The following is a 25,699-nucleotide window of genomic DNA, read 5'->3' as shown; positions in this document are numbered from 1 at the left end:
CTTAACGAGAAGCGGACTTCTTTTTTGTTATCATTTTCTTTACATACAGCTTTTCTATTTCGATATATAACTGCGCTAATTGAATATAAGAATGATAATTACTCGGTTTCTTTATAATAAATGAATATCTTTCCATAAAATTAACAGGTTGCACTTTTAATTTATTCGTATTTATTTGTATTTCATTCAAACTATGAACAGGTTGCTCATTTAGCCAATAGACAACCGATAACAAGTGAGCTGCAAAAAGAATCATTGGCCCCTCAGCCTCTTGCTTATCTCTATTTCGAAACAGTATAGCAATGTCTTCATGCTTATTTTTCCATACATTCAACACTGCTGGAATGCTGTTTTCAATTTCCTTCCATGGCTCATACTGTCTTTCAATATCAAATATAAAATAAGTATTTTGTATTATTTCTTCAAAAGACTCGTCTGTATGATACTCAATTGAATTTACGCTTTCTTTAAAAAATGGTAAGCAATGAAATTCTTTCGGTATTTCTATAACTCGCTCCATCCTTTATTTCACCTTCATTCGCTTCTTTCCTTCACGACATACTTCTAACAGCCTGCACTCCTCACATTGCGGTCGTTGTGCTTTACAGTGATAACGTCCAAAGAAAATCATACGATGATGCGTAACCCCCCACTCATCCATCGGTACTTTCTTCATTAACGTTTTTTCTACTTCTAACACAGAGTCTTTCCATCTGCAAATCGCTAATCGTTTACTCACTCGCTCCACATGTGTATCAACAGCAATTGCCGGAATCCCAAACGCTACGGAAACTACAACATTCGCTGTTTTCCTTCCTACACCTGGTAATTTCGTAAGTTCATCTCGATCGCTCGGTACTTCCCCATTATAGTCATCTAATAACATTCGACATAATTTTTGAATGTTTTTTGCTTTATTTCTATACAATCCGATAGAGCGTATATCTTGTTGTAATTCTTCTAGAGAAACACTTAAATAATCTTCTGGTGTTTTATATTTTTGAAATAAATTTCTTGTCACTTTATTTACAAGTACATCTGTACATTGTGCAGATAACGCCACCGCGATTACAAGTTCAAATGGATTGTCATGAACCAATTCACAATGTGCTTCTGGATACATATCCGCCATTGTGTCTAAACAATAACGGATTTGCGTTTTGTTAAGCATATTTCCCCTCCTATATTACTGCTCCAACCAATTATAAAAAGGCACTTTTCCAGTAAATTTCGTCTCTTGTTTTGTCATTTGTTGTGCTCTTTGTTGATTCGCTCTAAATTTTTGACCTTGATTTTGAGCCTGATCTACCGTTTTAATTCCATTCTTTTTCCACTCAAATAAAATACGATCAATATATCGGAAATTTAGTTTTCCACTCATTACAGCTTCTCTAAGAGCCGCTTGAATTAAATTTGGATGATGTTGATCTTGGTCCTCCCACATTCCTAACGTTTCACATTCGAACGGCGAAAGTGGTCTTCCAAATTCTTTTTCGAATACTGTATATAAATTTACTTGCAGCTGTTTTTTTTCTTTTTGCTCTTCCTCTATTGATTCATCCATTAAGAAATGTAATATTTTTTCCCATAACGGTTGTAAAGAATAACTTTCGCACATCATCGCTTCTGATCTTTGTCCACCTTCTAGTGATAAAAAACCTTTTTGAATCAACGCTTGAATTACTTCCATACATTTCATTTCTGTTATCGTCATCCGTTCAGAAATCTCTGAAGGAGTCGGAAACGAATTACCTGATTCTAAAAATGTATGTACATGAAGTACAACCATAAATTCCGTCTCATTTAAACCTAATTTTTTATAATGCATCATAAGCAATTTTGGAATTGCAATGCTTCCCTGCTCAAACCACTGTAACATCATTTTCTTTTTCATCACCAAACACCTCGCTCTCTAGTATAACACACCTTTAGCTATTTCTTTTTGCCACAATTCGTCAAAAAAACCTCCCCATTAATAGGGAGGTTTTGTATATTACATGAACGAAATATACAATTAAGCTTGCACTTTACTTTTCATAAATGTATGGATGCGTTCCAATGCTTTCTCTACTTGTTCAAGAGATGTCGCATATGATAAACGAACATTATTTGGAGCACCAAATCCTGTACCTGGTACAAGAGCCACTTTTTCCTCTTCTAATAGAGCTTTTGCCCAATCATCAACTGTTGCATATCCTGATAAAGCTACAGCTTCTTTTACGTTAGGGAATAAGTAAAATGCACCTTGCGGTTTAATACAAGTAAAGCCAGGGATTTGAATTAATTTATCATAAATGATGTTTAATCTCTCTTCAAAGGCTTGACGCATTGTTTCCACAGGTTCTTGTGAGCCTGCATATGCCGCAATTGCGCCGTATTGAGCGATTGAAGTAGGGTTTGACGTACTATGACTCGCTAAGTTCGTCATCGCTTTAATAAGCTGCTTATTTCCTGCAGCATATCCAATACGCCATCCTGTCATAGAATGAGATTTAGATACACCATTAATAATAAGTGTTTGTTCTTTTAATGCATTAGAAAGCTGGGCAATTGAAATATATTCTACGCCACCATAAATTAATTTTTCATAAATTTCATCAGAAACGATTAAAATATCATGTTCTAAACATACTTCTCCAAGCTGTTGTAATTCTTCTTTGCTATAAATCATTCCTGTTGGATTGCTCGGTGAATTAATAATAACTGCTTTCGTTTTCTCTGTAATTGCCTCACGCAGCTGCTTTGCTGTAATTTTGTACTCATTGTCTTCTAAACCTTCTACATAAACCGGCTTACCGCCAGCAAGCTTTACTTGCTCTGGATAGCTTACCCAGTAAGGAGTTGGGATGATAACTTCATCTCCCTCATCAAGTAATACTTGGAATAATGTATATAATGCATGCTTTGCGCCATTACATACAATAATTTCAGATGGATCATACGCAATACCTTGATCGCGAGTAAATTTCTTCACAATTTCTTGTTTTAACGATTGTAATCCACCTGTTGGTGTATACTTCGTATGCCCTTCTAACATCGCTTTATGTGCAGCATCCATAATATGCTCTGGTGTATTAAAGTCAGGTTCCCCTGCCCCTAATCCAATTACATCATGCCCCTCTGCTTTTAATGCTTGTGCCTTTGCTGTAATCTCTAAAGTTGAAGACGGTGTTAAAGCAGCTACTCGCTTTGCTAATTTCATTTGTAGTTCCCCCTACATCTATTTTTCAATGCTATATCGTCTTAAAAATTTTCCATCTTTAAATTCAAGATAGTAATAACTATAACGATTGTCATCATCAATATATGTAACTTCCCATAGTGGTACATCATTTTCAAAGCCTAATTTTACTTTCATAATCTCTTTCGGCTTACTTTTTGATTCCTTACTTTCATTGCCGACTTGTTCTACTGTTCTTTGTATAGCCTCTTTTTCAGAAATACCTTCGCTCTTTTTCCTTACTACAGTATCCCCTTTTTTCTCAGGCACCCAAACGATAAGTTGTTCTCCCTTTTCATCTGTACCTTGCACGACTATATATGCAGATTTTCCGTTGTAATAATCAACAGATTTCACCTTTGTAAGCTTTGCTTTTTCTTTAGCAATTTCTACAAATTTCGACTCTTTTGGAATTTTCTTTCCCATCGCTTTATTATAAACATACGCCCCATATATTCCGCTAGCAACGATAACAATAATGATTGCAAAGATCCACTTTTTCATTGTATCGCTACGTTCTGTAAATCGTAAATACAGCTGTTTCTTTATCTTTTTCGTCTAATGCTAGTCCGAACATGAGGTCCTGCTCTTTTAACGTACGATTCAAACTATCAACAATTTTATACAAATCAGACGAATATTTAATACGCGTCGTTGATAGTACTTCGATTTTCTTCTCCATGAAAAAACTCCTCCGTTACACAAAAATTTCTAATTATAGAAGAACGCAATGCGGTTACAATAAGAGTACATTCTTTACAACCCCTGCTTCATCACCCATCTATTATAGCAGGACATGTACAGCAAAAAAAGGTTTCAAGTCGAAAACCAACACATTTTGTATACAAGAAGTAAGAAAAATAAAATTCCTCCTACCCACATTTTTTACGCCTGAAGTTTATAAGCACTTCAGGCGTATTTTTCTTCCATTTTTATTCATTTAATGGTTCTTCTAATTGTACTAATAATTCTTCTAATGGCCCTTCATAAAGAGGTACGTTAGGGATCGATTGTAGAAATCGTTTTCCATAGGAAGAACTCGTCAAACGACGATCTAACACTACTACCGTTCCTGTATCTGTATTCGTTCGAATTAAGCGGCCGAATCCTTGTTTGAAACGTAATATTGCTTGTGGCAACGCTAATTTAGCGAATACATCCTCACCTTGATTTTTTAGCCACTCACCTTTCGCTTCCATCATAGGCTGATGAGGAGGCGTAAATGGTAGACGGACAATAACAAGACAACTTAAGGCATCTCCTGGAATATCTATTCCTTCCCAGAAACTGCTCGTCCCTAATAAAATTGATTTGTCGAACTCTTGAAACTTTCGAATTAAGCGGCTTCGACTTCTATTATTCACACTTTGGGTGAGTAATAAATAACCCTCTAATTCATCATTATTTTTTAAATTCGCATACGCTTCTTTTAACATTTCATACGAAGTGAATAAAACGAGCATTCTGCCTTTTGTGGCTTTTGCTATCTTTGCAATATGTTCCGATACAGATTCAATATATCGCTCATTACTTACTTGCTTAATAAAAGGTACATCCGTTGAAACCATTAATTTCATCTGTTCATCATAACGAAATGGTGACGGAACCTTTAAAGTATTTGGAGCGAAATCATGTAAACCAAGTTCCTCTTTTATATAATCAAACGTATCGTTAACTGTTAGTGTTGCGGATGTAAAAATAACACTCTTTTTTTCTGTTAAAAATTCATCAGCAAATCTTTCACCAATATGGACAGGCTGTGCGTATAGAACTGTTGAATGAATTGTCCCTTTCGTTTCAGTCTCCATCCAAGTTACATACGAATTCTTTTCTAATACGAGTAACTGTAATGATTCTGCCATCTTTCTCAGCAACTCAATTAAATGCATAAATTCACCTGTTACAACATGCATCTCCCATTCTAACTTACTTTGCAATATATCCACTTGCTTCTCAAGAGCAGTTACTACCCTTCTTAATTCATATATAAAACGATTTGTTAATTCGACGATACTATCCCACAACTTACCTTTTTCTAGTTCTGCGTTATACCTATAGATGAGCGGCATATTATTCGTTCCTTGCTCTTGCTTTGTTTGTTTAAATATAAAAGTACGTAACATTTGGAAGAGTTCATCCGCATCAAATTTAAGTTCCTTCAAACTATAACTTATCATACGGAAAGTTGAACGAGATGCTTGCTCTGATTTTTTCATCATTTTATATACTTTGGAGAGTACATCTTCTGTTTCTAGCGTCCCAAGACGAGATATAACCAATTGAAAATACATACAAGAGAACTGTTCACCCAATGTTCTACTCGCAGCTTCTTCAATATGGTGAGCTTCATCAAAAATAATATGTTCGCATGAAGCAAACAACGGTTCTTCACTTGAAAAATCTTGAAATAATAACGCATGATTTGTAATAACGATATCTGCAAATAAAGCTTTATTCTTCGCTCGCTGATAAAAACAACGACTAAACCAATTACTTTGCATACCGCCTGGACTATACGCATCGCTACAAATACGATTCCAAAGTAACTTTCCGCCCTCAGGAATATTTAATTCGTCTCGATCACCTGTTTCAGTTTGCAATAGCCAAACTAAAATCTTCGCCTTCGTAAGTGCCATATCATAATTTTTTTCTTCCTCTTGCAAAGCATACTCAAATTTATGTAAGCATAAATAATGCTTTCTTCCTTTTAGAAGAGCTGCCTCAAATGAAAATGGCATTATTTTTTGTAATAACGGAATTTCTTTTTCTAATATTTGTTGTTGGAGTTGTACCGTTTGTGTACTTATAATGACAGGTTCTTCTTTTCTCTTTGCAAAATAAAGACTAGGAAGCAAATAAGCAAGAGTCTTTCCTGTTCCTGTACCGGCTTCAATTAGTGAAAAACGAGAATCTCTTAACGCCGTATATATCTCTTTCATCATCAGTTGTTGACTTTCTCTTCTTTCAAACTTTGGCATATGTGATTCCAATTTATCCATCGTTTTATTCAAGAAGGCATCAAACTTTGATGAACACGTTTCTCCAAGGTTTAAGGAATAGTTCCGCTTTTTCAGCGCAATATTTCGATGTATTTCATACTCCGCTATATCTTCTTTACCGTGCATTACTTTCTTTAAAATATTTTCAGAAAGCACATCAGCTATGTCACTTTGGAATACATCGCTTAATTCATAAAGCGATTGCAACGTGACAAGTGGTAACTTTTCAATTTCATTTAAAAATTGTAAAAATAATTCCGCTGTTGCAAGAGCATCACTATCCGCACGATGTGGTTGATCGTGCTCTAGTTCATGCTTCTTAGCTAAATCACGTAATTTATAACTATCAGCTGTCGGCAAAAGAATTTGTGCCAATTCAACCGTATCAATTTTCGGACAATGAATTTCTGTATATCCAGCCTGTCTTAATTCTTCATTTAAAAAATTCCAATCAAAGTGAACATTATGCGCAACGAAAGCCGCACCTTGTAATAGCTCAACAATCATCGGGGCTACATCTTGAAATAACGGGGCTTGTTTTACAAGACTTTCATCAATCCCTGTTAATTCTGTAATAAATGGTGGGATCTCTCTCTTTGGGTTAACAAAAGACGAAAAAATCTCCAATATCTCTCCATCTTCTACTACAACAGCTGCAATTTGGGTAATTTTATCCTTCCCATCTTTCCAGGAGTTCCCTGTCGTCTCTAAATCAACAACGACATAACGCTTACTCATATATGTAACACCTCAATTTCTTACCTTTCAAACAACAATAATTTATATAATGTTACTATACCACGTTTTATCTCATCTTAATGAAAAGATGCACAAAAAAGCTATCTCCGCAATGGAGATAGCCTTTCTACTTATAATATCGTACCCGCTTTTTCAGCACCTAACATTTCAATAATTTGATTATTATCGTCTAGTACTGCAATTTTTGGTTCTTGTTTATGAACCTCTTCTTCCGTAACTAGCCCATAACAAATAATAATTACTTTGTCCCCTGGTTGTACAAGCCTTGCCGCAGCACCGTTTAAACAAACAACACCACTACTGCGTTCTCCTTTAATAACATATGTCTCTAAGCGAGCACCATTATTATTATTTACAATTTGGACTTTTTCATTTTCTACAATATTTACTGCATCCATTAAATCTTCATCAATTGTAATACTACCTACATAATTTAAATTTGCCTCCGTTACAGTTGCACGATGTAACTTTGCTCTCATCATTGTGCGAAACATAGATGCTCCCCCTTATTTAACCGTTAATGTTATATTGTCAATTAATCTTACATTTTCAAACTTAACTGCAATAGCTAAAATGATTCGTCCTTCGACTTTCTCTACCATTGTTAATGACGGATATGCATATAAATCCGCATAATCTACAGTGCCTTTCGTATGCGTCTCAATATACTCTTTCACAAGATTTGTAATGATTTCCGGATTACGTTCTCCTGCCTCAATTCTTTCTTTCGCTATACATAGACTGCGGTATAAATGAAGAGCCTCTTCACGTTCATCTTGTGATAGGTACACGTTACGAGAACTTTTCGCTAATCCATCTTCTTCCCTTACAATATCAACTGGTACGATTGTAACTGGAATATTGAAATCAGTTACAAATCCTTCAATTACTGCAACTTGTTGAGCATCTTTCATACCGAAATAAGCACGCGTTGGCAGCGTAATATTAAATAGTTTCATTAGTACAGTTGCAACACCAGCAAAATGACCAGGTCTTTGTTTACCGCATAATACGTCCGTGCGTTTTACAACTTCTACTGTTGTTGTTTGTTCTGCTGGATACATTTCTTCTACACTCGGATAAAATAAATAATCTACACCGTTTTCTTTTGCTACATTTTCATCTCTATCAATATCACGAGGATATCGATCTAAATCTTCATTTGGGCCAAATTGCAGCGGGTTTACAAATACACTTAAAACTACAATTTCATTTTCTTCTCTTGCTCTACGTAATAAAGTAGCATGGCCTTCATGTAAATAACCCATTGTTGGAACAAAACCAATACTCTTTCCACTTGCACGAAGTTCGCTCGTAATTTGCTGCATCTCTTGCACTGTAGTTATGATTTTCATTATTGTTTTCCCCCGTATAACGCTAAGCGGTCTTCTTCTTTCATTGTGAACGAATGTTTTTCTTCAGGAAATTGCCTTGTCTTTACTTCAGCAACATATTGAGAAATCCCACGTACAATCTCCTCTTGAACAGACGTATACTGCTTCACAAATTTCGGAACGCGATTTACACCATATGAGATAAGATCATGATAAACAAGCACTTGCCCATCTACTTTTTGCCCTGCACCAATCCCAATTGTTGGAATTGTTAGTTGCTCTGAAATAAGTTCTGCTAACTGCATTGGTACACATTCTAACACAAGCGCTATTGCACCAGCTTCTTCACATTTCTTTGCATCTTCTATTAATTTCTTTGCACTCTCCGCATCTTTTCCTTGCACTTTATATCCACCCAACACTCCTACAGATTGAGGGGTTAAACCTAAATGCGCTACAACAGGAATTCCTGCGTTCGTCAAATATTGAATTGTTGATACAACTTCTCCAGCACCTTCTACCTTCAGTGCATGCGCCCCGCTCTCTTGAACGATGCGGCGTGCATTCACCATCGTTTCTTGTAATGATACGTGATACGACATAAATGGCATATCAGTTACAATAAACGTCTCTTTCGCTCCGCGGCGTACAGCTTTCGTATGATGAATCATATCCTCTACTGTTACAGGTACTGTTGAATCGTATCCGAGTACAACCATTCCAAGAGAATCTCCAACTAAAATCATATCAACTTCAGCTTCTTCTGCTAATTTAGCAGATGGATAATCATACGCCGTTAGCATTGTAATCGGCTCACCTTGCTCTTTCATCTTCAAAAAATCTGTTTTTGTTTTCAAAAACTACTCCTCCTTTATGCAGGAGAGAGGAGATGGCCGAAATCATATAAAAAACCCCTCTGGCCATAAAAGGGCAGAAGGGTTGTGTGTTAGTCGGCATTATTCATCCCTCTGTCCCAGTCCGTTATTGGATCAAGGCAGAATCCAAGTTATTATTTTTCGTCTTACTTCGAATCATGGTGCAGTTCGCTCTGATACTGCCCACATTCGAACTAATTATAGCAAACTACAAAAAGGAATTACTACATTTTTTCGAAAAAATAATTTTTTATTCTTATTACGGTATATGAAATTTAATACGAAAGTATATATGCTATAAAGTGAAACTTTAATTAGTGGGGGTTTTGTTCATCCCCCACTGATTATCAGTCCTCACCAATCGGGCTTTTACGGGCAGCAAATAGCGGGATAAAGTTTTTATAGATAATTCAATCCTGAAAAGATACATGTTTTTTCAACGTACGTTAAAAAAGTCCAAGTTAATTTCTTCTATAATCAATTTAACTGTATAGTATAACTCTTTGACTAATGATGCAGGTTAATTGAGGAAAAGTACTTAACAAAGGAGAATTGCAGATGTCTATGAACAGGTGGTTATTTCAATTCAGCAGTTTGCTTGCAATAATTGTATGGTGGATATCTTTAGAATCCTTTCATGTATTTGCCTCAGTTAATGTCGTAACACAACCCACCGATTTAACGAACATGATTGAGGTTGAACTAAATGATGATTACTTTAATCCAAATGTCATCACGATTCCGATTGAAGGATCAACAACATTACTATTGAAAAATAAAGGCAAAAACGAGCACACCTTTACAGTGAAAAAACTCGGCATTGACGTCGTAGTCGAGTCAGGAAAAGAAAAGAATATTACCGTGAAACCTAAAAATACTGGTACATATGAATTAATATGTCGATACCATCTGCTTAAAGGAATGGAAGGCAAAGTAATCGTCAAATAACATGCCAGGCCAACTAGACGGAAGATATTTTGAAGTGAACTTTAACTATTAAAAGAATTTATTATCATGTTACAAATTCAACTCAAAAATATTGAAATAAAAAGAAGTTCCAAAAGAGGAACTTCTTTTACTTAATTTCGATATCTGCAGAATGAATATGATGTACTTTCCCCTCATGATCCTCCAGAAGTAATACACCATCCTCTGTGATTCCTTTTGCTAACCCCGTAATCGTCTCTCTCATCGTTCGAGCGGTAATTTCTTTCCCGATGCTCACAGCGTAACTTTCCCAAAGAATTTTAATGACAGAGAAACCATTTTGTAAATACTCTTCATATAATTTTTCTAGTTGTAAATAGATTTGTTGCATAAGTTCTGCACGAACAATCGGCTTACCTGATTCAATCGCTAATGAAGTAGCAATGTGCTGAATTTCTTCATCAAAATGTTCTTGCTTTTGATTCGCATTAATACCGATGCCCATAATGACAGCATTAATTTTATCAGGATCCGCTTGCATTTCTGTTAATATACCTACAGCCTTTTTACCTTGAATTAAAATATCATTTGGCCATTTTATTCCCACGCCTACACCTGTACATTTTTCAATTGCCTGTGCAACACTAACAGCCGCTAACAAAGTAAGTTGCGGTGCATGATGAACTGGAATCGATGGGCGTAAAATAATACTCATCCAAATTCCTGTTCCTTTTGGTGAATGCCATTTTCTGCTTAAACGACCTCTTCCCGCTGTTTGTTCTTCTGCTACAACGATAGTTCCTTCTTCTGCACCTTCATAAGCCAGTTTTGCTGCAATGTGCTGCGTTGATTCAACAGTTTCTTCAAAATACACTGTTCTACCAATTCGCTTCGTTTGTAGCCCTAACTGAATTTCATTAGCAGTCACTTTGTCTGGCTTACTTGCAATTCGGTAACCTAATCGACGCACAGCTTCAAGTTCATATCCCTCACTCCGGAGATCTTCCATATGTTTCCACACAGCAGTTCTTGAACAACCAAGTTTATCACTAATCGTTTGGCCGGATACAAACTCGCCATCCGCTTCAGAAAAAACTTGTAATAACTGCTTTCTTATAGTAGATTGCATCCTTGCAGCCACTCCCTTATACGCTCTTTCTCATTAACTACGTTTCCTTGTACGATTGCTTCCTCGATTTTCTGAAGCATTTCAGCAACCCACGGACCAGGCTTTTTGTTTGCCCAGTTTAATAAATCATTACCAGTCACATTCATTTCTTGACGACCCTGGATTGGCAATACATGAAACATTGATTGTACTCGTTTAACAGATGTAGGGTCATAGCTTTCAATCATCGCTTCATATACTCTCTCTGCCATTTCAGCGATATGAATTCCCGTTTTATAAAGAAGGACTGTATCCCAACCCTTCTCCTTTCTAGTACGGATCGCTAATAAAACTGCAACAATATCTTTTATTTTTTTATTCGAAAACTTCCATTGACGTAAAAAGACAGATGGATGTTCTTCTCCGATACAATATAAGAAAAATGCCCACGCCTCAATATCCGTTTCGAAAGAATCCCATTTATACCGCGTAGCTGTTAACAGTCTTTCTTCTGACATTTGTAAATATGGCAAATGAGAAAATAGCTTCGTCTCTACTAATTCTTTGAGACCTTTCACACAATATGTACCAGTTAACAGTTTCTCAAACTCTACTGTAATGCGCTCAATTGCTATATGTTCTAGCAAATGCCCATACGTTTCAATTGCTTGCTTCGTTTTCGTTTCTAATGAAAAACCTAACGCGCTTACAAACCGAATACCACGCATCATTCGCAGGGCATCTTCTTGAAAACGATCTGCAGCATTTCCAACTGTCACGATTTCTCTCTTTTGAATGGCTTCCTGTCCAGCAAATAAATCAACCATTTCGCCTTCTTCTGTCATAGCAATTGCATTCATCGTGAAATCACGACGTTTTAAATCCTCTTCTAATGAACGAACAAATTGAACACTACTAGGTCTTCGAAAATCTTCATATTCGCTTTCTGTTCGAAAAGTAGTTACCTCATAAGGCTCACCATTTTCTAAAACAATTACAGTTCCATGCTCAAGACCAACAGGAACATTTCTTGGGAATATAGCCATCACTTCTTCTGGTAAAGCAGATGTCGCAATATCAATATCTCCAATCGGCCTATCGATAATAAGATCTCGTACGCTCCCACCAACAAAGTAAGCCTCATGTCCTTGTTGCTTTAATGTCTCAATAATAGAACTAGCTTTTTTAAATCTTTCCATTTTTGTCATCCCTTAGTACGTCATAGTAAATCGTTTCATATTGTGAAACAATTTTTTCTGAGCGAAATTGCTCATAAACACTTTCTCTTGCTCGTTCTCCCATATTACGATGAAGTTCCTCGTCCTTTAATAGCTGAGTAGCTTGATTTGCCACTCCTGTTGTATCGCCAACTTCACATAAATATCCTGTTTCCCCGTGTTGAATAACCTCTGGAATACCTCCGACCCGTGTTCCGATACAAGGTACACCACACGCCATTGCTTCTAATAAAACAAGACCAAAACTTTCCTTCTCTGATAGAAGCAACATTAAATCACTCATCGCAAGTAGTTCTGCAACATTATCTTGCTTGCCTAGGAATAAAACGCGATCTTCAATATGTAAATTCTTCACTATCTGTAAAATCGTACAGAATTCTGGTCCGTCTCCAACAAGAAGCAACTTCGCATCTACTTCTTTAACAATTTTAGCAAATGCCTGAACAACATCCTGCACACGTTTCACTTTACGGAAATTCGAAATATGAATAAGTACTTTTTCACTCTCACTTATACCGTATTCTTTCTTTAATTGAGACATATTACGCTTGAAATATACACGTTCGTCTATAAAGTTATATACCGTTTGAATTTCTTTACTTGGTTTTACAAGCTCATGCGTTTCGTTAATTAATGAATGCGAGACAGCAGTTACAACATCCGATTGCTCAATACCAAAACGAATTAAATTATTTAACGAAGGGTCGGAACCTAACACAGTAATATCTGTTCCATGCAAGGTTGTAACAATTTTAATACGCTCCCCGATCATTTGTTTTGCTAAATATGCACAAATCGCATGTGGTATTGCATAATGCACATGTAAAATGTCTAGATTTTCTCTTTGTGCAACCTCTGCCATTTTACTTGCTAACGCTAAATCGTATGGTGGATATTGAAATACAGAGTATTGGTTTACCGTCACTTCATGAAAATAAATGTTTGGATATACTTTATTTAACCGGAATGGTAAACCCGATGTAATAAAGTGAATTTCATGCCCGCGTTCCGCCAATTGCTTTCCTAATTCTGTTCCAACAACTCCAGAACCACCTACAGAAGGATAACATGTAATACCTATTTTTAATTTCATTTACATCCCCCTAATAAATCAGCATGTAATAAAACCGGTTTCTTACTCATAAATCCCTCGGCATACAAGACTCCAACTTCTTTTCCAAACATCTTCTCACGAGCGATCACCGTTTCAACGTATCCTTCTGTTAACGGTGTCTTAACCCCATCACTCCCTGTTGAAAACTGACTTTCATACGATTCTAATGCTTCCACCTTTATAGAGAGGTGCTCACTTATATCTATACAAAAATTCGGTTTATGAAAACCATTAATCATATAATTATAAAAAGACTCCACACGATGTGGTGCAAGTTCCGGCATATATTTACGGATTCCTGCTGAAAAAATAGCCTCTTCCACAAGCTTTGCACAATTTGCATGATCTGGATGGCGATCTTCATAGTACGGTGCAAAAACTAGTTTTGGTTTATATGTACGGATCACCTTGACAATTTCACGTATATACTCTTCTTTCATATACAAACCACGGTCTGGCATCGCTAAATTCAGTCTCGTTTTTACTCCCATTATACGAGCTGCAACCTTTGCTTCTTCTTTTCTCAACTCTATCGTTCCATTTGAAGAAAGATCAGCTTCTGTTAAATCACAAATACCTACTTCATACCCTTGCTTTGTATATTTAGCGATGGTACCAGCCATGCCGATTTCAACATCATCGGCATGAGCACCAAACGCTAATATATGTAATCCACTCATAATTGTTCCCCTCATTTTCTTAACTTACGATAATCTAAATCTCCTCGCTCTAATGCGTGCATTAACATTTCAGCACTTGCCATATTCGTTGCAAGTGGAATCGCATATACATCACATAAACGAAGCAATGCATTCACATCCGGTTCATGCGGCTGTGCTGTTAATGGATCGCGGAAGAAAATCACCATATCTAAATCGTTTTTTGCAATCATTGCACCAATTTCTTGATCTCCACCAAGAGGGCCAGATTGATATCTTGTTACAACTAATCCAGTCTCTTCCATAATGCGAAGCCCTGTCGTTCCTGTTGCAAATAATTCATGTTGCTCAAAAATTGGTTTATATGCGTATGCAAACGAAACCATATCATTTTTCTTTTTGTCATGTGCGATTAAGGCAATTTTCATCCGTTGTCTCCCCTTTAGTCGATAATATTTTCTAAACCGTACACAAGATGATCAAGGTTCATTACTGTCTCAATTGATAGTTTTACACCTGACATAAATGATGCACGATTGAATGAATCATGACGAACTGTTAACATTTGTCCATCTCCACCGAACATTACTTCTTGGTGTGCAATAAGCCCTGGCAAACGTACACTATGAATGTGAATACCGTCTACATTTGCACCACGTGCACCTGCTAGTTGCTCTACTTCATTTGGATGACCTTGCTGCTTTGATTCACGATTTTGACGAATTAATTCTACCGTTTTTACAGCTGTACCAGATGGTGCGTCTAATTTTTGATCATGATGTAATTCAATTACCTCAACATCTTGGAAATATTTCGCTGCCATTTGTGAGAATTTCATCATAAGAACTGCACCAATTGCAAAGTTTGGAGCAATAATTGTTCCTACTGCTTTTTCTTTTGCATTCTCTGTTAAACGTGCCAATTCTTCTTCTGTAAATCCAGTTGTACCAATAACAGAACGAAGTCCACGCTCAACTGCAAGTGTAACGTGTTGTTTCCCAACTTCTGGTGTTGTTAAATCTAACAACACATCTGCTTCTACTTCATCTAAACAAGTATGTAAATCAGCGTAAATCGGTGCATGTAATGCTGGCATGCCAGGTAAATCAGAAATCTTCTCACCACCATGCTTATAATCCACTGCTGCTACTAAATTTAAATGTTCCGTTCTTTCCATAAGAAGGACTGCTTCATGTCCCATACGTCCTCTTGGTCCGGCGATAATTACTTTAATTTCTTTCATTATTCTTTCTCTCCCTCATCAATACGTGTCCAGCGATCTTTATCACGTGTATTAAATTTGTTCATTACAATGTTATGTGCTGTCTCTAAATCAATATTTAAACTATTTGCCATACAAATCATAACAAATAATACATCTCCAAGCTCTTCTTCAATACTATTTTCTTTTTCAGTTGTTTTCTTCGGTTTCTCACCATAATAATGATTTACCTCTCTTGCAAGCTCTCCCATTTCTTCCGTTAAACGAGCCATCATTGCAAGCGGACTGAAATAACCTTCTTTAAACTGACCAATATATGCATCTACTTCTTTCTGCATATCTTTCATCGTTTTTGCTTCCATACTATTCACCTCTAATCCTTCCTCTTTCATGTTAGCCAATTCATCGCGATTTGACAAATATTATTCCCCACCAAACACCTATTTGCGACCCTTTTTTGGATAGACTATAATAAAGTGAAACTTCTTTTGCGATTTTTGCAAAAGATTAGTTGAACCAATCGGGTTCCTACGGCTGGTTTGCCTTTCTTCAGAACTTTATCTCCTACCAGCCGTTGGTACGGGGTAAAGTGAAACTTCTTTTACGGTTTTTGCAAAAGATTAGCCCGAACCAATCGGGTTGCAACTAGAAATTACTTATTATTATGTTTTACTGTTTCAGCGGAGCAATGTAATCATTACATAATTAGGGGGATTTCTATATGACATCAAAATTGAAGATGCGAAATATTATTTTTATTTTAATCGGTTCCGCTATTTTTTCTTTCGGTATTGTGAATATCAATATTGAAAATCACCTTGCAGAAGGTGGATTTACTGGTATTACACTATTATTGTATTTTCTATTTAAGTTTGATCCTTCTTATTCAAACTTAATTTTAAATATCCCTATTTTTTTTATTGGTTGGAAGTTACTTGGAAGAACGACATTTATCTATACACTAATCGGCACATTCAGCGTATCTTTATTTCTATGGATTTTTCAACGTTATGACGTTCTTAACTTACATTTAAACTTACAAAATGATATGACACTCGCAGCTTTATTCGCCGGGGCATTTATCGGTATCGGTCTTGGCATAATATTTAAATATGGCGGGACTACTGGCGGTGTAGATATTATCGCGAGGCTCGCTCATAAATATGTTGGCTGGAGTATGGGTAAAACAATGTTTATGTTCGATGCTGTCGTTATCGTCGTCTCTATTCTTACCTATTTATCATACCGTGAGGGTATGTATACGTTAGTTGCTGTTTTTATCGGGGCTAAAGTCATTGATTTTATGCAAGAAGGAGCCTATGCCGCTAAAGGAGCGACTATTATCTCAGAGAAAAATGATGAAATCGCTGCCAAAATTTTATCTGAAATGGAGCGCGGAGCAACCTTTTTAAAGGCTGTTGGATCGTATACAAAAGTGGAACGTAACGTACTGTATTGCGTTGTTGCTAAAAATGAAATCGTGAAATTAAAAAATATTATTACGTCTGTAGATCCTCATGCCTTTGTTGCTGTAAGTGATGTACATGATGTAGTTGGTGAAGGTTTTACGCTAGATGAAAATAAAAACCCTTTACATAATTAAATGTAACTAGAAAAGCACCTTAGCTTTTCTAGTTTTTTATTACAAGTCTTTTAAGCTTCTCCAAATCCTCATAAATAAGCTCCAATAAACTCCGATTATAAAAAATGGAAGCTGGATGAAAAGTTGGAAAAACATGATATTCATTCTCTGACCATATAAACTCTGCACTTTGCATATCCTTTAATTTTTGAATGGGCTGTTTTAATAATTGCCCATGTACATCTGTGATTTTTTTATTTTTTCCTATTAAACGTTGAAGACCGATATTTCCAAGCGTGACGATAAGCTTCGGATTTATTTTCTCTAATTCATAATCTAATAAAGGCGCATGGGCAACTATTTCTCCTTGATTTGGCGTTCTATTATACTTTTTTTGTATGATTTCACCATTTCGTTCTTTTTTCTCTCGCCATTTATAAGGTCTACTCCGAACAGCGCTCGTAATATATACTTCTTCCCTTGTAACGTGAATACGCTCTAAAAAACCCATTAATTGTTTTCCCGCCCTCCCGCTAAACGGAATCCCATTATGAATTTCTGTTTCACCAGGCGCTTCTCCTAACAACATAAATTTGGGATTTTCAGGGCCTTGTCCACTTAAAAAACCTTCTAGTTGATAAGGAGCACTACGCTCTTTCACTTGTTTTACTAAATGGTCTGGATATTTCATTTCCCCCACCGCCTTTCCGCATTACTTCTATTATTTCTATTTGCAATACATTATATAATTCAAGCCACACAACAAAAAAAGACTATCAAAATTGATAGTCTTTAGTCGTCGCTACGCTGCATACCAGTATACATTAATACGAGACGTAATAATTCAAATACCGCTACAGCTGCAGCTGCTACATATGTTAATGCTGCTGCATTTAATACTTTACGAGCTTGGCCATATTCATCTGTTGATACGATACCTAACGCTTCAATTTGTTGCATTGCACGCTTTGAAGCATCGAACTCAACTGGTAATGTAACAAGTTGAAACACAACACCTGCAGCCATTAAAATAATTCCTAATAACAATAGTTTCGACATTGTCGCAAATATACCAATCATAATAAATACCCATGATATATTCGATCCAAAATTCGCCACAGGAACTAACGAATGACGAATACGCATAAAGTTATAATCTTGCGCATCTTGAATTGCGTGTCCTACTTCATGTGCTGCAACTGCCGTACCAGCAACTGAATGTCCATAATAGTTATCTGTGGATAATCGAACCGTCTTAGCGGTTGGATCATAATGGTCTGATAAATGACCTGGTGTTTCTTCTACAGCTACGTTGTATAATCCATTTTCATCTAAAATTTTTCGAGCCACTTCCGCTCCTGTCATACCTGATGTTGAATAAACTTGTGAATACTTGCTATAGGCACTACGTACTCTTGACTGTGCATACAACGGTATGATCATTATGATCGCGAAGTAAATTAAATAAAACATCATGAACCTCCATTGAAGTTTTAATTATAGTACTTCTCATTCTATTTTCTTCTGCCACTATTGTCAATGAATAAACCTTACAATCCATATCTTTACTTATTACATTATCTATTTTTAGAATGTACATTACTTTTTCTTTTTTCTCTCTCTCCTTTATATTTTCTCCATCCAACATAAGTTAATGTGAATAAAATAAGTCCCCCAGTAATTGTCATAAACCAAATGAGAGAGGGTGCAATTTCATCCTTTTTTACTGTTTGAAATATCTTTTGCAAATCCCCTTTAATAATCCCTAATTGCATTTGGCCGCCTTTCGTTTTTAACATAACGTTACGAAATTCATCCAAATAAGATAAATGAGCATTTACACGCTGTACCTCGTTTTCTGGCAAAGCAATCATTAAGCTTGGATAAATAATATTGAATTCATTTAAAAATGTATTTAACGTTTGTTGAAACTGCCCAACATCTTCTTTTTCCATCGCTTTTTCCATTTGAGAAAAGGCATCCATTACTTTTCTTTCTCTTTCCATCCAAAGCGGTTGATATTTCGATACTTGCGCATCAACAGCAAGTTGTAATGCCAACACATTATCAATTTTAACTTGCTTACCTAAACCTTCTTCAGAGAGCGATTGCTGTGCCTTGTCGTAAGCTAAAGAAATAACTCTAACTTGATCTGGTGTTACTTCCTGCTTCTTTTCATTCCCCTTGATTAAAAATTGCTCCGAGAAAAGTTGTAATACTTGCACTGCTTTTTCATCTTCATTACGCTTTACTAACTGTAACGAGTCGTCTAACAACCCTGTTAGCTCATTCCATTCTTCAGCATATATACGCAACGGAAACATTATAATTAGAAATGCTATCAATCCAATTAATGTTCTCTTCATCCCGGTCCCCCCTATAACTACTAGTACAAAATATGTTAATTTGGACAAGAATAGAACAGAACTGGACCGAAAAATATATTATCGTTTTACAAAGAAAAAAATTCTCTTTAAGCAGAGAATTTTTTCTTTGACATCCTTTTCTTTTTTACGAAATACCTATATAAGCTGTAACAAAGTATACTACCACCTAAAATGAATAATAAAATAGCACACGCAGCATGCATAAAGAACTCCTCTGGTAGCATTAATATAACTGGATCCGTTTCAATATCAAACATCCAATAATCATTACTGAATAAAAGCTTATGGAATAATACAAAGCTCTTTTCAAAATTAATAGCGATTGGTAACATAAGCGCTATCGGAAAAATGATTGTTAAAATCGATCCGTGCAGTAAAAACTTTTCATTTTTCTTTTTTAATAAATAAATTCCGCCTATCACTGCAATCATAATTGTCGCATACATCACATATTGAATCTTTACTAAAATATTTTTAACATCTACAAAATGAATACGGCCATTTGTAGACATATCTAATGTTGGCAAATGTAATGCTCCGTCATAAAACGGGGATAAATATGTAATAAGCACATCGTAATTTCTTTTAATTTCATCCTTCGTCATATCCGCTAAATCAGGAATATTTAAAAAATCAATTTCAAAATAATACAGCCATTTTCCATACACAACTGCCGTTGTTGCAAGTGCAAAAATAGAAAATGCTATGCTATATGAAACAATTAAAGTAATCAATCGATCCAATATTTTTGTACCACTCTTATTTTTCTCCATGTTCTCCCCCTAAATGTTCTAACCGTCATAAAGAAAATTGTTTCCTGTGCTCACGTAAGCAACAATAATATGTAATACATAGTACAGCAATACTTAACCAAAACGTAAAATAACCAATTTCCTCTACAAACAAATGCATAATTCCATATCGCGGCATTTGCCAAAATAAATAATCAATTGCATCGTTATGCAACGTCCACACACCCGCTACTATAAAATGCCATTTTTTTATACGGTAAAATGGAGCATATAAAACACCTTGCACCGCCATCGCAAAGTGCGAAAGCATTAACATGTAGCCCATAAGGCCAATAGGACCTTTTACGTAAATCATAATCGCGTTTACAACAACAGCCCAAATACCATATTTTATTAAAGTAACAATCGCTAACGCTTCTACTAATCCCCAGTTTCTCTTTGTCCAAAAAGCAATTAAAACAAAGACAAAAAAGAGACTCGCCATAGGACTATCTGGTACAAACGGCCAAAATATAGGTGACGTTTCTTTCAATTGATTTCCGTACCATATAAATCCGTAAATTGTACCTAATATGTTAACAATTAATAAAAATAATAATACCGATCGTTGTCTTAACATTGCATACAAGTACACCAATCTGTATGTCCAACACCTTTCAAGATAAGTAATTCATTCACTAAATCCTACTCTATTATAACAAACTTCATCCAACTAAATAGAAAAGCTGACTACAAATTTTGTAGTCAGCTTTTTATTATTTTTTATTATACTTTGCAACGAATTCCGAAAGCTTCTTCAGTTCCTCATCCGTACCTTTAAATACACCTTTAGGCATTGAACCTTTTCCATCTTTCGCAATTTTAGCAATTTCTTCTGGCTTTAAAGTTAAGTTTTGCAGTGCTGGTGCTGCCGCCCCGCCCTGTAAGTTGTCACCATGACATGTTAAACAAGTATTTTTTTGCATTAATTTATAGCCATCATCATTTTTATCAACTGGCGCTGTTTTTACAATTGCTCCTTGTTTCTTTGCAGCTTCCCAGTCGTGATGTGCTACAGATTCCCAAGTTAAAAAGATAATCGATGCAATTGCTAAAAGCATAAATCCAGTTGCTACAGGACGCTTCAATGGACGTCTTTCTGGACCTCGATCAAGAAATGGAGCTAACAGTAATGCACCAAACGCAATCCCTGGCATAATAAACGCTCCAATTACAGTAAATGAACCGGAAGCATAAGAATACTTTAATAACTGATACAAGAATAAGAAATACCAATCTGGAAGTGGTATATATCCAGCATCTGTTGGATCCGCCATTCTCTCAAGTGGCGACGGATGCGCCACTGTTAAACATAAATAACCGATTAAAAAAACTGCACCAACCATCCATTCTTTTAACAAGAAGTTCGGCCAAAATGCTTCTGTTTTCCCTGGGTATTCAGAATAGTCTTTTGGAATATTTGGTTTCCGAGCTACTGGTACCCGAGAATCTCCTACAAACTTCATCCCTTTGCCGCGATGCATAATCTCCCTCCTTTAGTTCTTTCCCCTTTAATTTAGCAATCTCTTATAGTGGACCGGAAATACCTTGTTTGCGAATCATGATGAAGTGGAAGGCCATTAAACCTAGAAGTGCTGCTGGTAAGAAGAAGACGTGAATAGCAAAGAAGCGAGTTAATGTTTGAGCGCCAACAATTTCGGAATGACCAGCGAGTAATGTTTTAATATAAGGACCAATGAGCGGTGTTTGCTCTGCAATTTGAATCCCTACTTTTGTAGCAAATAAAGCTTTCATATCCCACGGTAATAAATATCCGGTAAAACCAAGACCTAACATAACAAAGAAAATAAGAACACCAACAATCCAATTTAACTCACGGGGCTTTTTATACGCACCTTGGAAGAAAACTCTGAGTGTATGTAAAAACATCATTACAATTACGAGACTAGCACCCCAGTGGTGCATACCACGAACAATTTGCCCATAAGCAACTTCATTTTGTAAATAGTAAACTGATTCCCAAGCATTTTTAATATCAGGCACATAATACATCGTCAAAAACATTCCAGATAAAATTTGAATTACAGTAACGAAAAAGGTAAGTCCTCCAAAGCAATAGACGAATGCAGAAAAGTGATGTGCCGGGTTTACATGTTCAGGTACTTCATGATCAGCGATATCACGCCATATTGGTGTAATATCTAATCTTTCATCTACCCAATCATAAATTTTATTTAACATCTACTTTGCACCCCCTCTTGGCTTTGCTTTTCCTAGATACAGCGTTCCATCTTTCACTTTAGACTCGTACACATCAAGCGGAGCAAGGGGTGGCGTACCTTTAATGTTCATCCCATCTTTTGTATAACGCCCCCCGTGACATGGGCAAAAGAATTGATTCGGATGTGCTTTGTCCGAATTCCAGTTAACTGTACATCCTAAATGTTTACATACTGGAGAGAACGCAACAATGTCTCCGCTTTCATCTTTATGAACCCAAGCCGATTTTGGTTCTTCAGACTTGTACCAACCATCAACCTGCTTCACTTTAAAATCGAAACGCTTCGGCTCTGTTGTAATATCCTTTACTTGCGCAACAGCAACCATATCTGTTCCGGCTTCTTTTCTTAACACCGGATCAAGCGCAAATCGCGTCATCGGCATTAAAATACCGGCAGCCATAAAGCCTCCTACCCCTGTGAGTGTGTAATTTAAAAATTGTCTTCTTGACACGCGATGTTCTTTCTCGCTCACGAAAATTTCCCCCCTCTATCAGAAATTGTCCCCTCGTGATAAATTATATAAAAAATAAAAACTAGGACACTATCATGATATAATACGCTCATGCACAGGTCAATATCATACTACTCATAATAATAAGAACTTTCTGTTTATTATCAGTTTCCCCACTTCTCTTCCAACATCACCATTATATTTTTTATATGTGCATGAATAACTTCTCTTTTCGCTTGATCACTAAATTGTTCTAATGCTAATGAAGGAAACCAAAATAAATCTCCCTGTAACTCTTTTATATCCTCTTTCCATGAAAAATCACTTGTAACATAAGCAATATGCTTAAAACCTTCGCTTCGTAAATGATTTGTCCATTCTTGCAAACGACCTTTTTCATTCTTTTGACTTTCTACTAAATACGTAAACGCAGGCAGTAAAAGCACCCTTCCTTTATACTCTCTTTCCAATTCCATACTCAACAATTCGATAAATTCACCTTGTTCTACAACCATTTTCATTTCTTTCGCTGCCGAAATTGATAAAAGCGGTATTACTCCTGTATCAACATACTCTCTTGCTTGCTCAAACTGTTCCACATCTTTTACAATCCATTTCAAATTTCTTCCCCCCTTCATTTACAAATGACAGAACTTTCACTTTATATATATTAAACCATACTAAAAGAGGTAAAAAAAGAAAAACTACCCAATATAGGTAGTTTTTCTTGATAAAAGTCTGAAATTTGTAAAAAATTATTAATCCAAATAAATTCTATAAAGTCTTTAACTCTGCCGTTAATCTATGAAACGCTTCCTTATCTTGCTTATCTAACGCTTCATCAATTTGTTTCAAAAGGCGTTCTCTTCTAAACGAAAATACACTTTCTTCCAAAAATCTTTCTGCAAGTAAACGATCTTTTTCATTTACTTCAATATGCTTTGGTAGATATGGGTTTTCTTCTAATACAGCTACATAATTCGCATTTTGAAACGACGATTTAAAGTTGAGTTGAATATAAATATCCTCATCTCGATTTAAACGAATATCATGAAACGATTTTTCAGCATCTGTTGTCATAACATTTTGTTTAAAAAAGTGAAACGGTGTGTCTTTCACACAATTCGCTGACATCACTAAGCCACGCGGACAATATTTTGCATGCTCTACGAAGTGGACTTTATGCATTAATTGGTCGTGACTCATTAAATAATTCAGAATCCATACACATTCACGCTGTTTCAGTTGGTAATTATTTAAAAACCATTTTACAAAATCCTTCTTCTCGTTTACAGAAACAGGGGTATTCATAGCAATTAAGTCCCTCCTCTGTCTTTCTCTTTTCTTTTTAGATTCAAGAAGCGGCATTCAGTTTCCTTCCAACTTATGAAAAATCCTCTAAATTATATAACAACTCTTCAATATGAATTTGTGTCGGGTCTAGTTGTAATAACTGGATAAATACTTCTTTCGCCTCTTTTCGCTTTCCTTCTTCCAATAAGAAATAACCGTACTCTTCTAAGAAGTCTGGATGATTCTTAAAAGAAGTATATGCACTTTCATAGTGTTTTAATGCATCCGAATACATTTCTAATTGTTTTTTTGCATACGCAAGATCCCAAAGTAGTTGCGTATCTGGTTCTCCACTATCAATAGCACGCTCTACAATTGCAATTAACTCTTCGTACTTTTCTTGTTCTTTTAAGATATACGCATATTTTAATGTTGCTCCTAAATGTCCTGGATCTAACTCAAGCGCTTTTTGAAGAACTTCCTCTGCTTCTACTACTTTTCCTAATTTCGCCGCAATGTTCGCTAATTCTACATAAAACGGCACTGAAAGCTCATCTACTTTAATTCCTTCATGAAGCGTTTCATAGCTTTCTTGAAGCATCCCTTCTTTTTCATAGCTTTTCGCTAAATACATGTACAGTGATGCGTACTCAGGGTCTAATTCTTTTAGTTCTTGCCAAGCACCAATTGCTCTCTGATATTCTTCACCTTGGTATAATGTGAAGGCATATCCAAATAATGAGTGAATATCTTTTTGTTCCTCTAGGCCTGCTTCATAATAAGAAATCGCCTCTTCCCAGTTTCCGATCGCGCTTAACGTTTCTGCAAGACGAAGTGCGATCACAACACCACCCATTACGTTATGTTCCGCTAATAGCGATTCATAATAAATAATTGCCTTTTGTTCTTCACCTTTACTACTATATAATTCTGCCAATCCAAACGTAATAACAGGTTCATCAGGCATCATTTCTTTCGCCTTTAATAGTTTTTGCTCTGCTACATCATCAAAACCTTGCATTTGGAATAAATCTGCAACAAGTAATAACGATTGAACATATAAATCGTCATTTTCTGGAATATCATGAAGCACTTCAATCGCTTCATCTTCTTTATCTAGATCAATATATAATTCTGCTAAAAATACAGTGAATTCACTTTCTTCCGGATATAGTAAACGTAAGTCTTCAGTAATTGCTAATGCCTCATCTGTAAATCCAAGTGTATGATAGTAACGAGCGATATCATACTTCTCTTCATCATTCGCAATTTTTAATTGTTCTTTTAATAATTGTAATCCTTTTTCCGCTTCACCATTTTCAATATATGAAACAGCTTGTTCAAACTTTTGCATAAACGTCTCCTTTAATTCTAAAAAATATTCTCTTCTGTTCATTTATCATAAGCAACTCACTGTTAGAACGCAACCTTTAGAATGAGCATGCTTCTTCTTATACTTCTTCTTATACTTCTTCTTACAGAGTAGTTAATTGTTCA

Annotated in this window: 30 protein-coding genes; 2 read left to right on the top strand and 28 right to left on the bottom strand. The window is 35.9% G+C overall.

Annotated elements, in window-relative coordinates:
• Position 1 precedes the first annotated feature (1 nt).
• The 10 genes from MHI26_RS07980 to panB all read right to left on the bottom strand — a co-directional run bounded on the left by MHI26_RS07980 (position 2) and on the right by panB (position 9,169).
• Entirely contained in the window at positions 2 to 520 is a 519-nt protein-coding gene (locus MHI26_RS07980; protein ID WP_000442660.1) for a YpoC family protein, read from the bottom strand.
• A gap of 3 nt (positions 521 to 523) precedes the next feature.
• Positions 524 to 1,171: an endonuclease III gene (gene nth / locus MHI26_RS07975; RefSeq protein WP_000933035.1), complete on the bottom strand. Its 648-nt coding sequence runs from the start codon at positions 1,169 to 1,171 to the stop codon at positions 524 to 526.
• Between the two features lie 15 nt (positions 1,172 to 1,186).
• Positions 1,187 to 1,894: a DNA replication protein DnaD gene (gene dnaD / locus MHI26_RS07970; protein WP_000728542.1), complete on the bottom strand. Its 708-nt coding sequence runs from the start codon at positions 1,892 to 1,894 to the stop codon at positions 1,187 to 1,189.
• A 120-nt stretch (positions 1,895 to 2,014) separates the two neighbouring features.
• Positions 2,015 to 3,202, bottom strand: a complete 1,188-nt coding sequence (gene aspB, locus MHI26_RS07965) for an aspartate transaminase AspB (protein ID WP_000761569.1) — start codon at positions 3,200 to 3,202, stop codon at positions 2,015 to 2,017.
• 18 nt (positions 3,203 to 3,220) lie between these two features.
• A complete protein-coding gene (locus MHI26_RS07960; RefSeq protein WP_000758741.1) occupies positions 3,221 to 3,724 on the bottom strand; it encodes a cell wall elongation regulator TseB-like domain-containing protein in 504 nt (167 codons plus the stop codon).
• A gap of 7 nt (positions 3,725 to 3,731) precedes the next feature.
• Positions 3,732 to 3,902 carry a YpmA family protein gene (locus MHI26_RS07955; protein ID WP_000412179.1) on the bottom strand — a complete coding sequence of 57 codons (171 nt, stop codon included), beginning with the start codon at positions 3,900 to 3,902 and terminating at the stop codon, positions 3,732 to 3,734.
• Positions 3,903 to 4,152: 250 nt separating this feature from the next.
• Positions 4,153 to 6,957, bottom strand: coding sequence for an ATP-dependent DNA helicase DinG (gene dinG, locus MHI26_RS07950; protein ID WP_000044955.1), 2,805 nt, complete (start codon positions 6,955 to 6,957; stop codon positions 4,153 to 4,155).
• 131 nt (positions 6,958 to 7,088) lie between these two features.
• On the bottom strand, positions 7,089 to 7,472 hold the full coding sequence (panD, locus tag MHI26_RS07945) for an aspartate 1-decarboxylase (protein WP_000490190.1): 384 nt from the start codon (positions 7,470 to 7,472) through the stop codon (positions 7,089 to 7,091).
• Between the two features lie 12 nt (positions 7,473 to 7,484).
• On the bottom strand, positions 7,485 to 8,333 hold the full coding sequence (panC, locus tag MHI26_RS07940) for a pantoate--beta-alanine ligase (protein ID WP_000692372.1): 849 nt from the start codon (positions 8,331 to 8,333) through the stop codon (positions 7,485 to 7,487).
• Positions 8,333 to 9,169, bottom strand: a complete 837-nt coding sequence (gene panB, locus MHI26_RS07935) for a 3-methyl-2-oxobutanoate hydroxymethyltransferase (protein ID WP_061666881.1) — start codon at positions 9,167 to 9,169, stop codon at positions 8,333 to 8,335. Before panB ends, panC begins: the two co-directional genes overlap by 1 nt.
• A gap of 576 nt (positions 9,170 to 9,745) precedes the next feature.
• Here panB and MHI26_RS07930 point away from each other — a divergent pair.
• On the top strand, positions 9,746 to 10,135 hold the full coding sequence (locus MHI26_RS07930; protein WP_061666882.1) for a cupredoxin domain-containing protein: 390 nt from the start codon (positions 9,746 to 9,748) through the stop codon (positions 10,133 to 10,135).
• Positions 10,136 to 10,262: 127 nt separating this feature from the next.
• Here MHI26_RS07930 and MHI26_RS07925 read toward each other — a convergent pair whose 3' ends face one another.
• The 7 genes from MHI26_RS07925 to MHI26_RS07895 are packed head-to-tail and all read right to left on the bottom strand — an operon-like array spanning position 10,263 to position 15,817.
• The gene (locus MHI26_RS07925) at positions 10,263 to 11,243 is read right to left on the bottom strand and encodes a biotin--[acetyl-CoA-carboxylase] ligase (RefSeq protein ID WP_001192058.1); all 981 of its coding nucleotides are present in this window, start codon (positions 11,241 to 11,243) and stop codon (positions 10,263 to 10,265) included.
• Positions 11,228 to 12,421, bottom strand: coding sequence for a CCA tRNA nucleotidyltransferase (locus tag MHI26_RS07920; RefSeq protein WP_061666883.1), 1,194 nt, complete (start codon positions 12,419 to 12,421; stop codon positions 11,228 to 11,230). Before MHI26_RS07920 ends, MHI26_RS07925 begins: the two co-directional genes overlap by 16 nt.
• Positions 12,408 to 13,553 (bottom strand): N-acetyl-alpha-D-glucosaminyl L-malate synthase BshA, encoded by a 1,146-nt coding sequence (gene bshA / locus MHI26_RS07915; protein WP_000768306.1) that lies wholly within the window; start codon positions 13,551 to 13,553, stop codon positions 12,408 to 12,410. Before bshA ends, MHI26_RS07920 begins: the two co-directional genes overlap by 14 nt.
• The gene (gene bshB1 / locus MHI26_RS07910; RefSeq protein WP_000015671.1) at positions 13,550 to 14,254 is read right to left on the bottom strand and encodes a bacillithiol biosynthesis deacetylase BshB1; all 705 of its coding nucleotides are present in this window, start codon (positions 14,252 to 14,254) and stop codon (positions 13,550 to 13,552) included. The genes bshA and bshB1 overlap by 4 nt, the downstream gene beginning before the upstream one ends.
• An 11-nt stretch (positions 14,255 to 14,265) precedes the next feature.
• The gene (gene mgsA / locus MHI26_RS07905; RefSeq protein ID WP_000684768.1) at positions 14,266 to 14,661 is read right to left on the bottom strand and encodes a methylglyoxal synthase; all 396 of its coding nucleotides are present in this window, start codon (positions 14,659 to 14,661) and stop codon (positions 14,266 to 14,268) included.
• A 14-nt stretch (positions 14,662 to 14,675) separates the two neighbouring features.
• On the bottom strand, positions 14,676 to 15,476 hold the full coding sequence (dapB, locus tag MHI26_RS07900; RefSeq protein ID WP_000658818.1) for a dihydrodipicolinate reductase: 801 nt from the start codon (positions 15,474 to 15,476) through the stop codon (positions 14,676 to 14,678).
• Complete coding sequence (locus MHI26_RS07895; RefSeq protein ID WP_014894810.1) at positions 15,476 to 15,817, bottom strand: nucleotide pyrophosphohydrolase; 342 nt, start codon at positions 15,815 to 15,817, stop codon at positions 15,476 to 15,478. The genes dapB and MHI26_RS07895 overlap by 1 nt, the downstream gene beginning before the upstream one ends.
• Positions 15,818 to 16,176: 359 nt before the next feature.
• On the opposite strand from MHI26_RS07895, the gene MHI26_RS07890 reads away from it, so the two are divergent.
• A complete protein-coding gene (locus tag MHI26_RS07890) occupies positions 16,177 to 17,058 on the top strand; it encodes a YitT family protein (protein ID WP_000202118.1) in 882 nt (293 codons plus the stop codon).
• A gap of 28 nt (positions 17,059 to 17,086) precedes the next feature.
• Here MHI26_RS07890 and MHI26_RS07885 read toward each other — a convergent pair whose 3' ends face one another.
• The 11 genes from MHI26_RS07885 to MHI26_RS07835 all read right to left on the bottom strand — a co-directional run bounded on the left by MHI26_RS07885 (position 17,087) and on the right by MHI26_RS07835 (position 25,556).
• Positions 17,087 to 17,728: a uracil-DNA glycosylase gene (locus tag MHI26_RS07885; protein WP_000876852.1), complete on the bottom strand. Its 642-nt coding sequence runs from the start codon at positions 17,726 to 17,728 to the stop codon at positions 17,087 to 17,089.
• Positions 17,729 to 17,829: 101 nt separating this feature from the next.
• The gene (locus MHI26_RS07880; RefSeq protein ID WP_011109966.1) at positions 17,830 to 18,513 is read right to left on the bottom strand and encodes a zinc metallopeptidase; all 684 of its coding nucleotides are present in this window, start codon (positions 18,511 to 18,513) and stop codon (positions 17,830 to 17,832) included.
• A 101-nt stretch (positions 18,514 to 18,614) separates the two neighbouring features.
• Positions 18,615 to 19,403 (bottom strand): sporulation protein YpjB, encoded by a 789-nt coding sequence (gene ypjB / locus MHI26_RS07875; protein ID WP_000831588.1) that lies wholly within the window; start codon positions 19,401 to 19,403, stop codon positions 18,615 to 18,617.
• 107 nt (positions 19,404 to 19,510) lie between these two features.
• Positions 19,511 to 20,197: a lipoprotein intramolecular transacylase Lit gene (gene lit, locus MHI26_RS07870; RefSeq protein ID WP_000414366.1), complete on the bottom strand. Its 687-nt coding sequence runs from the start codon at positions 20,195 to 20,197 to the stop codon at positions 19,511 to 19,513.
• A gap of 25 nt (positions 20,198 to 20,222) precedes the next feature.
• Positions 20,223 to 20,813, bottom strand: a complete 591-nt coding sequence (locus tag MHI26_RS07865) for a DUF1405 domain-containing protein (protein WP_116365365.1) — start codon at positions 20,811 to 20,813, stop codon at positions 20,223 to 20,225.
• Between the two features lie 118 nt (positions 20,814 to 20,931).
• Entirely contained in the window at positions 20,932 to 21,699 is a 768-nt protein-coding gene (gene qcrC, locus MHI26_RS07860) for a menaquinol-cytochrome c reductase cytochrome b/c subunit (protein WP_000554601.1), read from the bottom strand.
• Between the two features lie 43 nt (positions 21,700 to 21,742).
• On the bottom strand, positions 21,743 to 22,417 hold the full coding sequence (qcrB, locus tag MHI26_RS07855) for a menaquinol-cytochrome c reductase cytochrome b subunit (protein WP_000932700.1): 675 nt from the start codon (positions 22,415 to 22,417) through the stop codon (positions 21,743 to 21,745).
• A complete protein-coding gene (gene qcrA / locus MHI26_RS07850) occupies positions 22,418 to 22,930 on the bottom strand; it encodes a menaquinol-cytochrome c reductase iron-sulfur subunit (RefSeq protein WP_001290420.1) in 513 nt (170 codons plus the stop codon).
• 143 nt (positions 22,931 to 23,073) lie between these two features.
• Positions 23,074 to 23,547, bottom strand: coding sequence for a YpiF family protein (locus tag MHI26_RS07845; RefSeq protein ID WP_003306633.1), 474 nt, complete (start codon positions 23,545 to 23,547; stop codon positions 23,074 to 23,076).
• Between the two features lie 136 nt (positions 23,548 to 23,683).
• Positions 23,684 to 24,220 carry a ReoY family proteolytic degradation factor gene (locus MHI26_RS07840; protein ID WP_001095925.1) on the bottom strand — a complete coding sequence of 179 codons (537 nt, stop codon included), beginning with the start codon at positions 24,218 to 24,220 and terminating at the stop codon, positions 23,684 to 23,686.
• 73 nt (positions 24,221 to 24,293) lie between these two features.
• Complete coding sequence (locus MHI26_RS07835; protein ID WP_001168666.1) at positions 24,294 to 25,556, bottom strand: tetratricopeptide repeat protein; 1,263 nt, start codon at positions 25,554 to 25,556, stop codon at positions 24,294 to 24,296.
• Positions 25,557 to 25,699 lie beyond the last annotated feature (143 nt).

The organism is Bacillus sp. FSL K6-1218, from assembly GCF_038006445.1.
GTDB lineage: Bacteria > Bacillota > Bacilli > Bacillales > Bacillaceae_G > Bacillus_A > Bacillus_A thuringiensis_S.
This window is presented reverse-complemented; position numbering and strand designations above follow the sequence as displayed.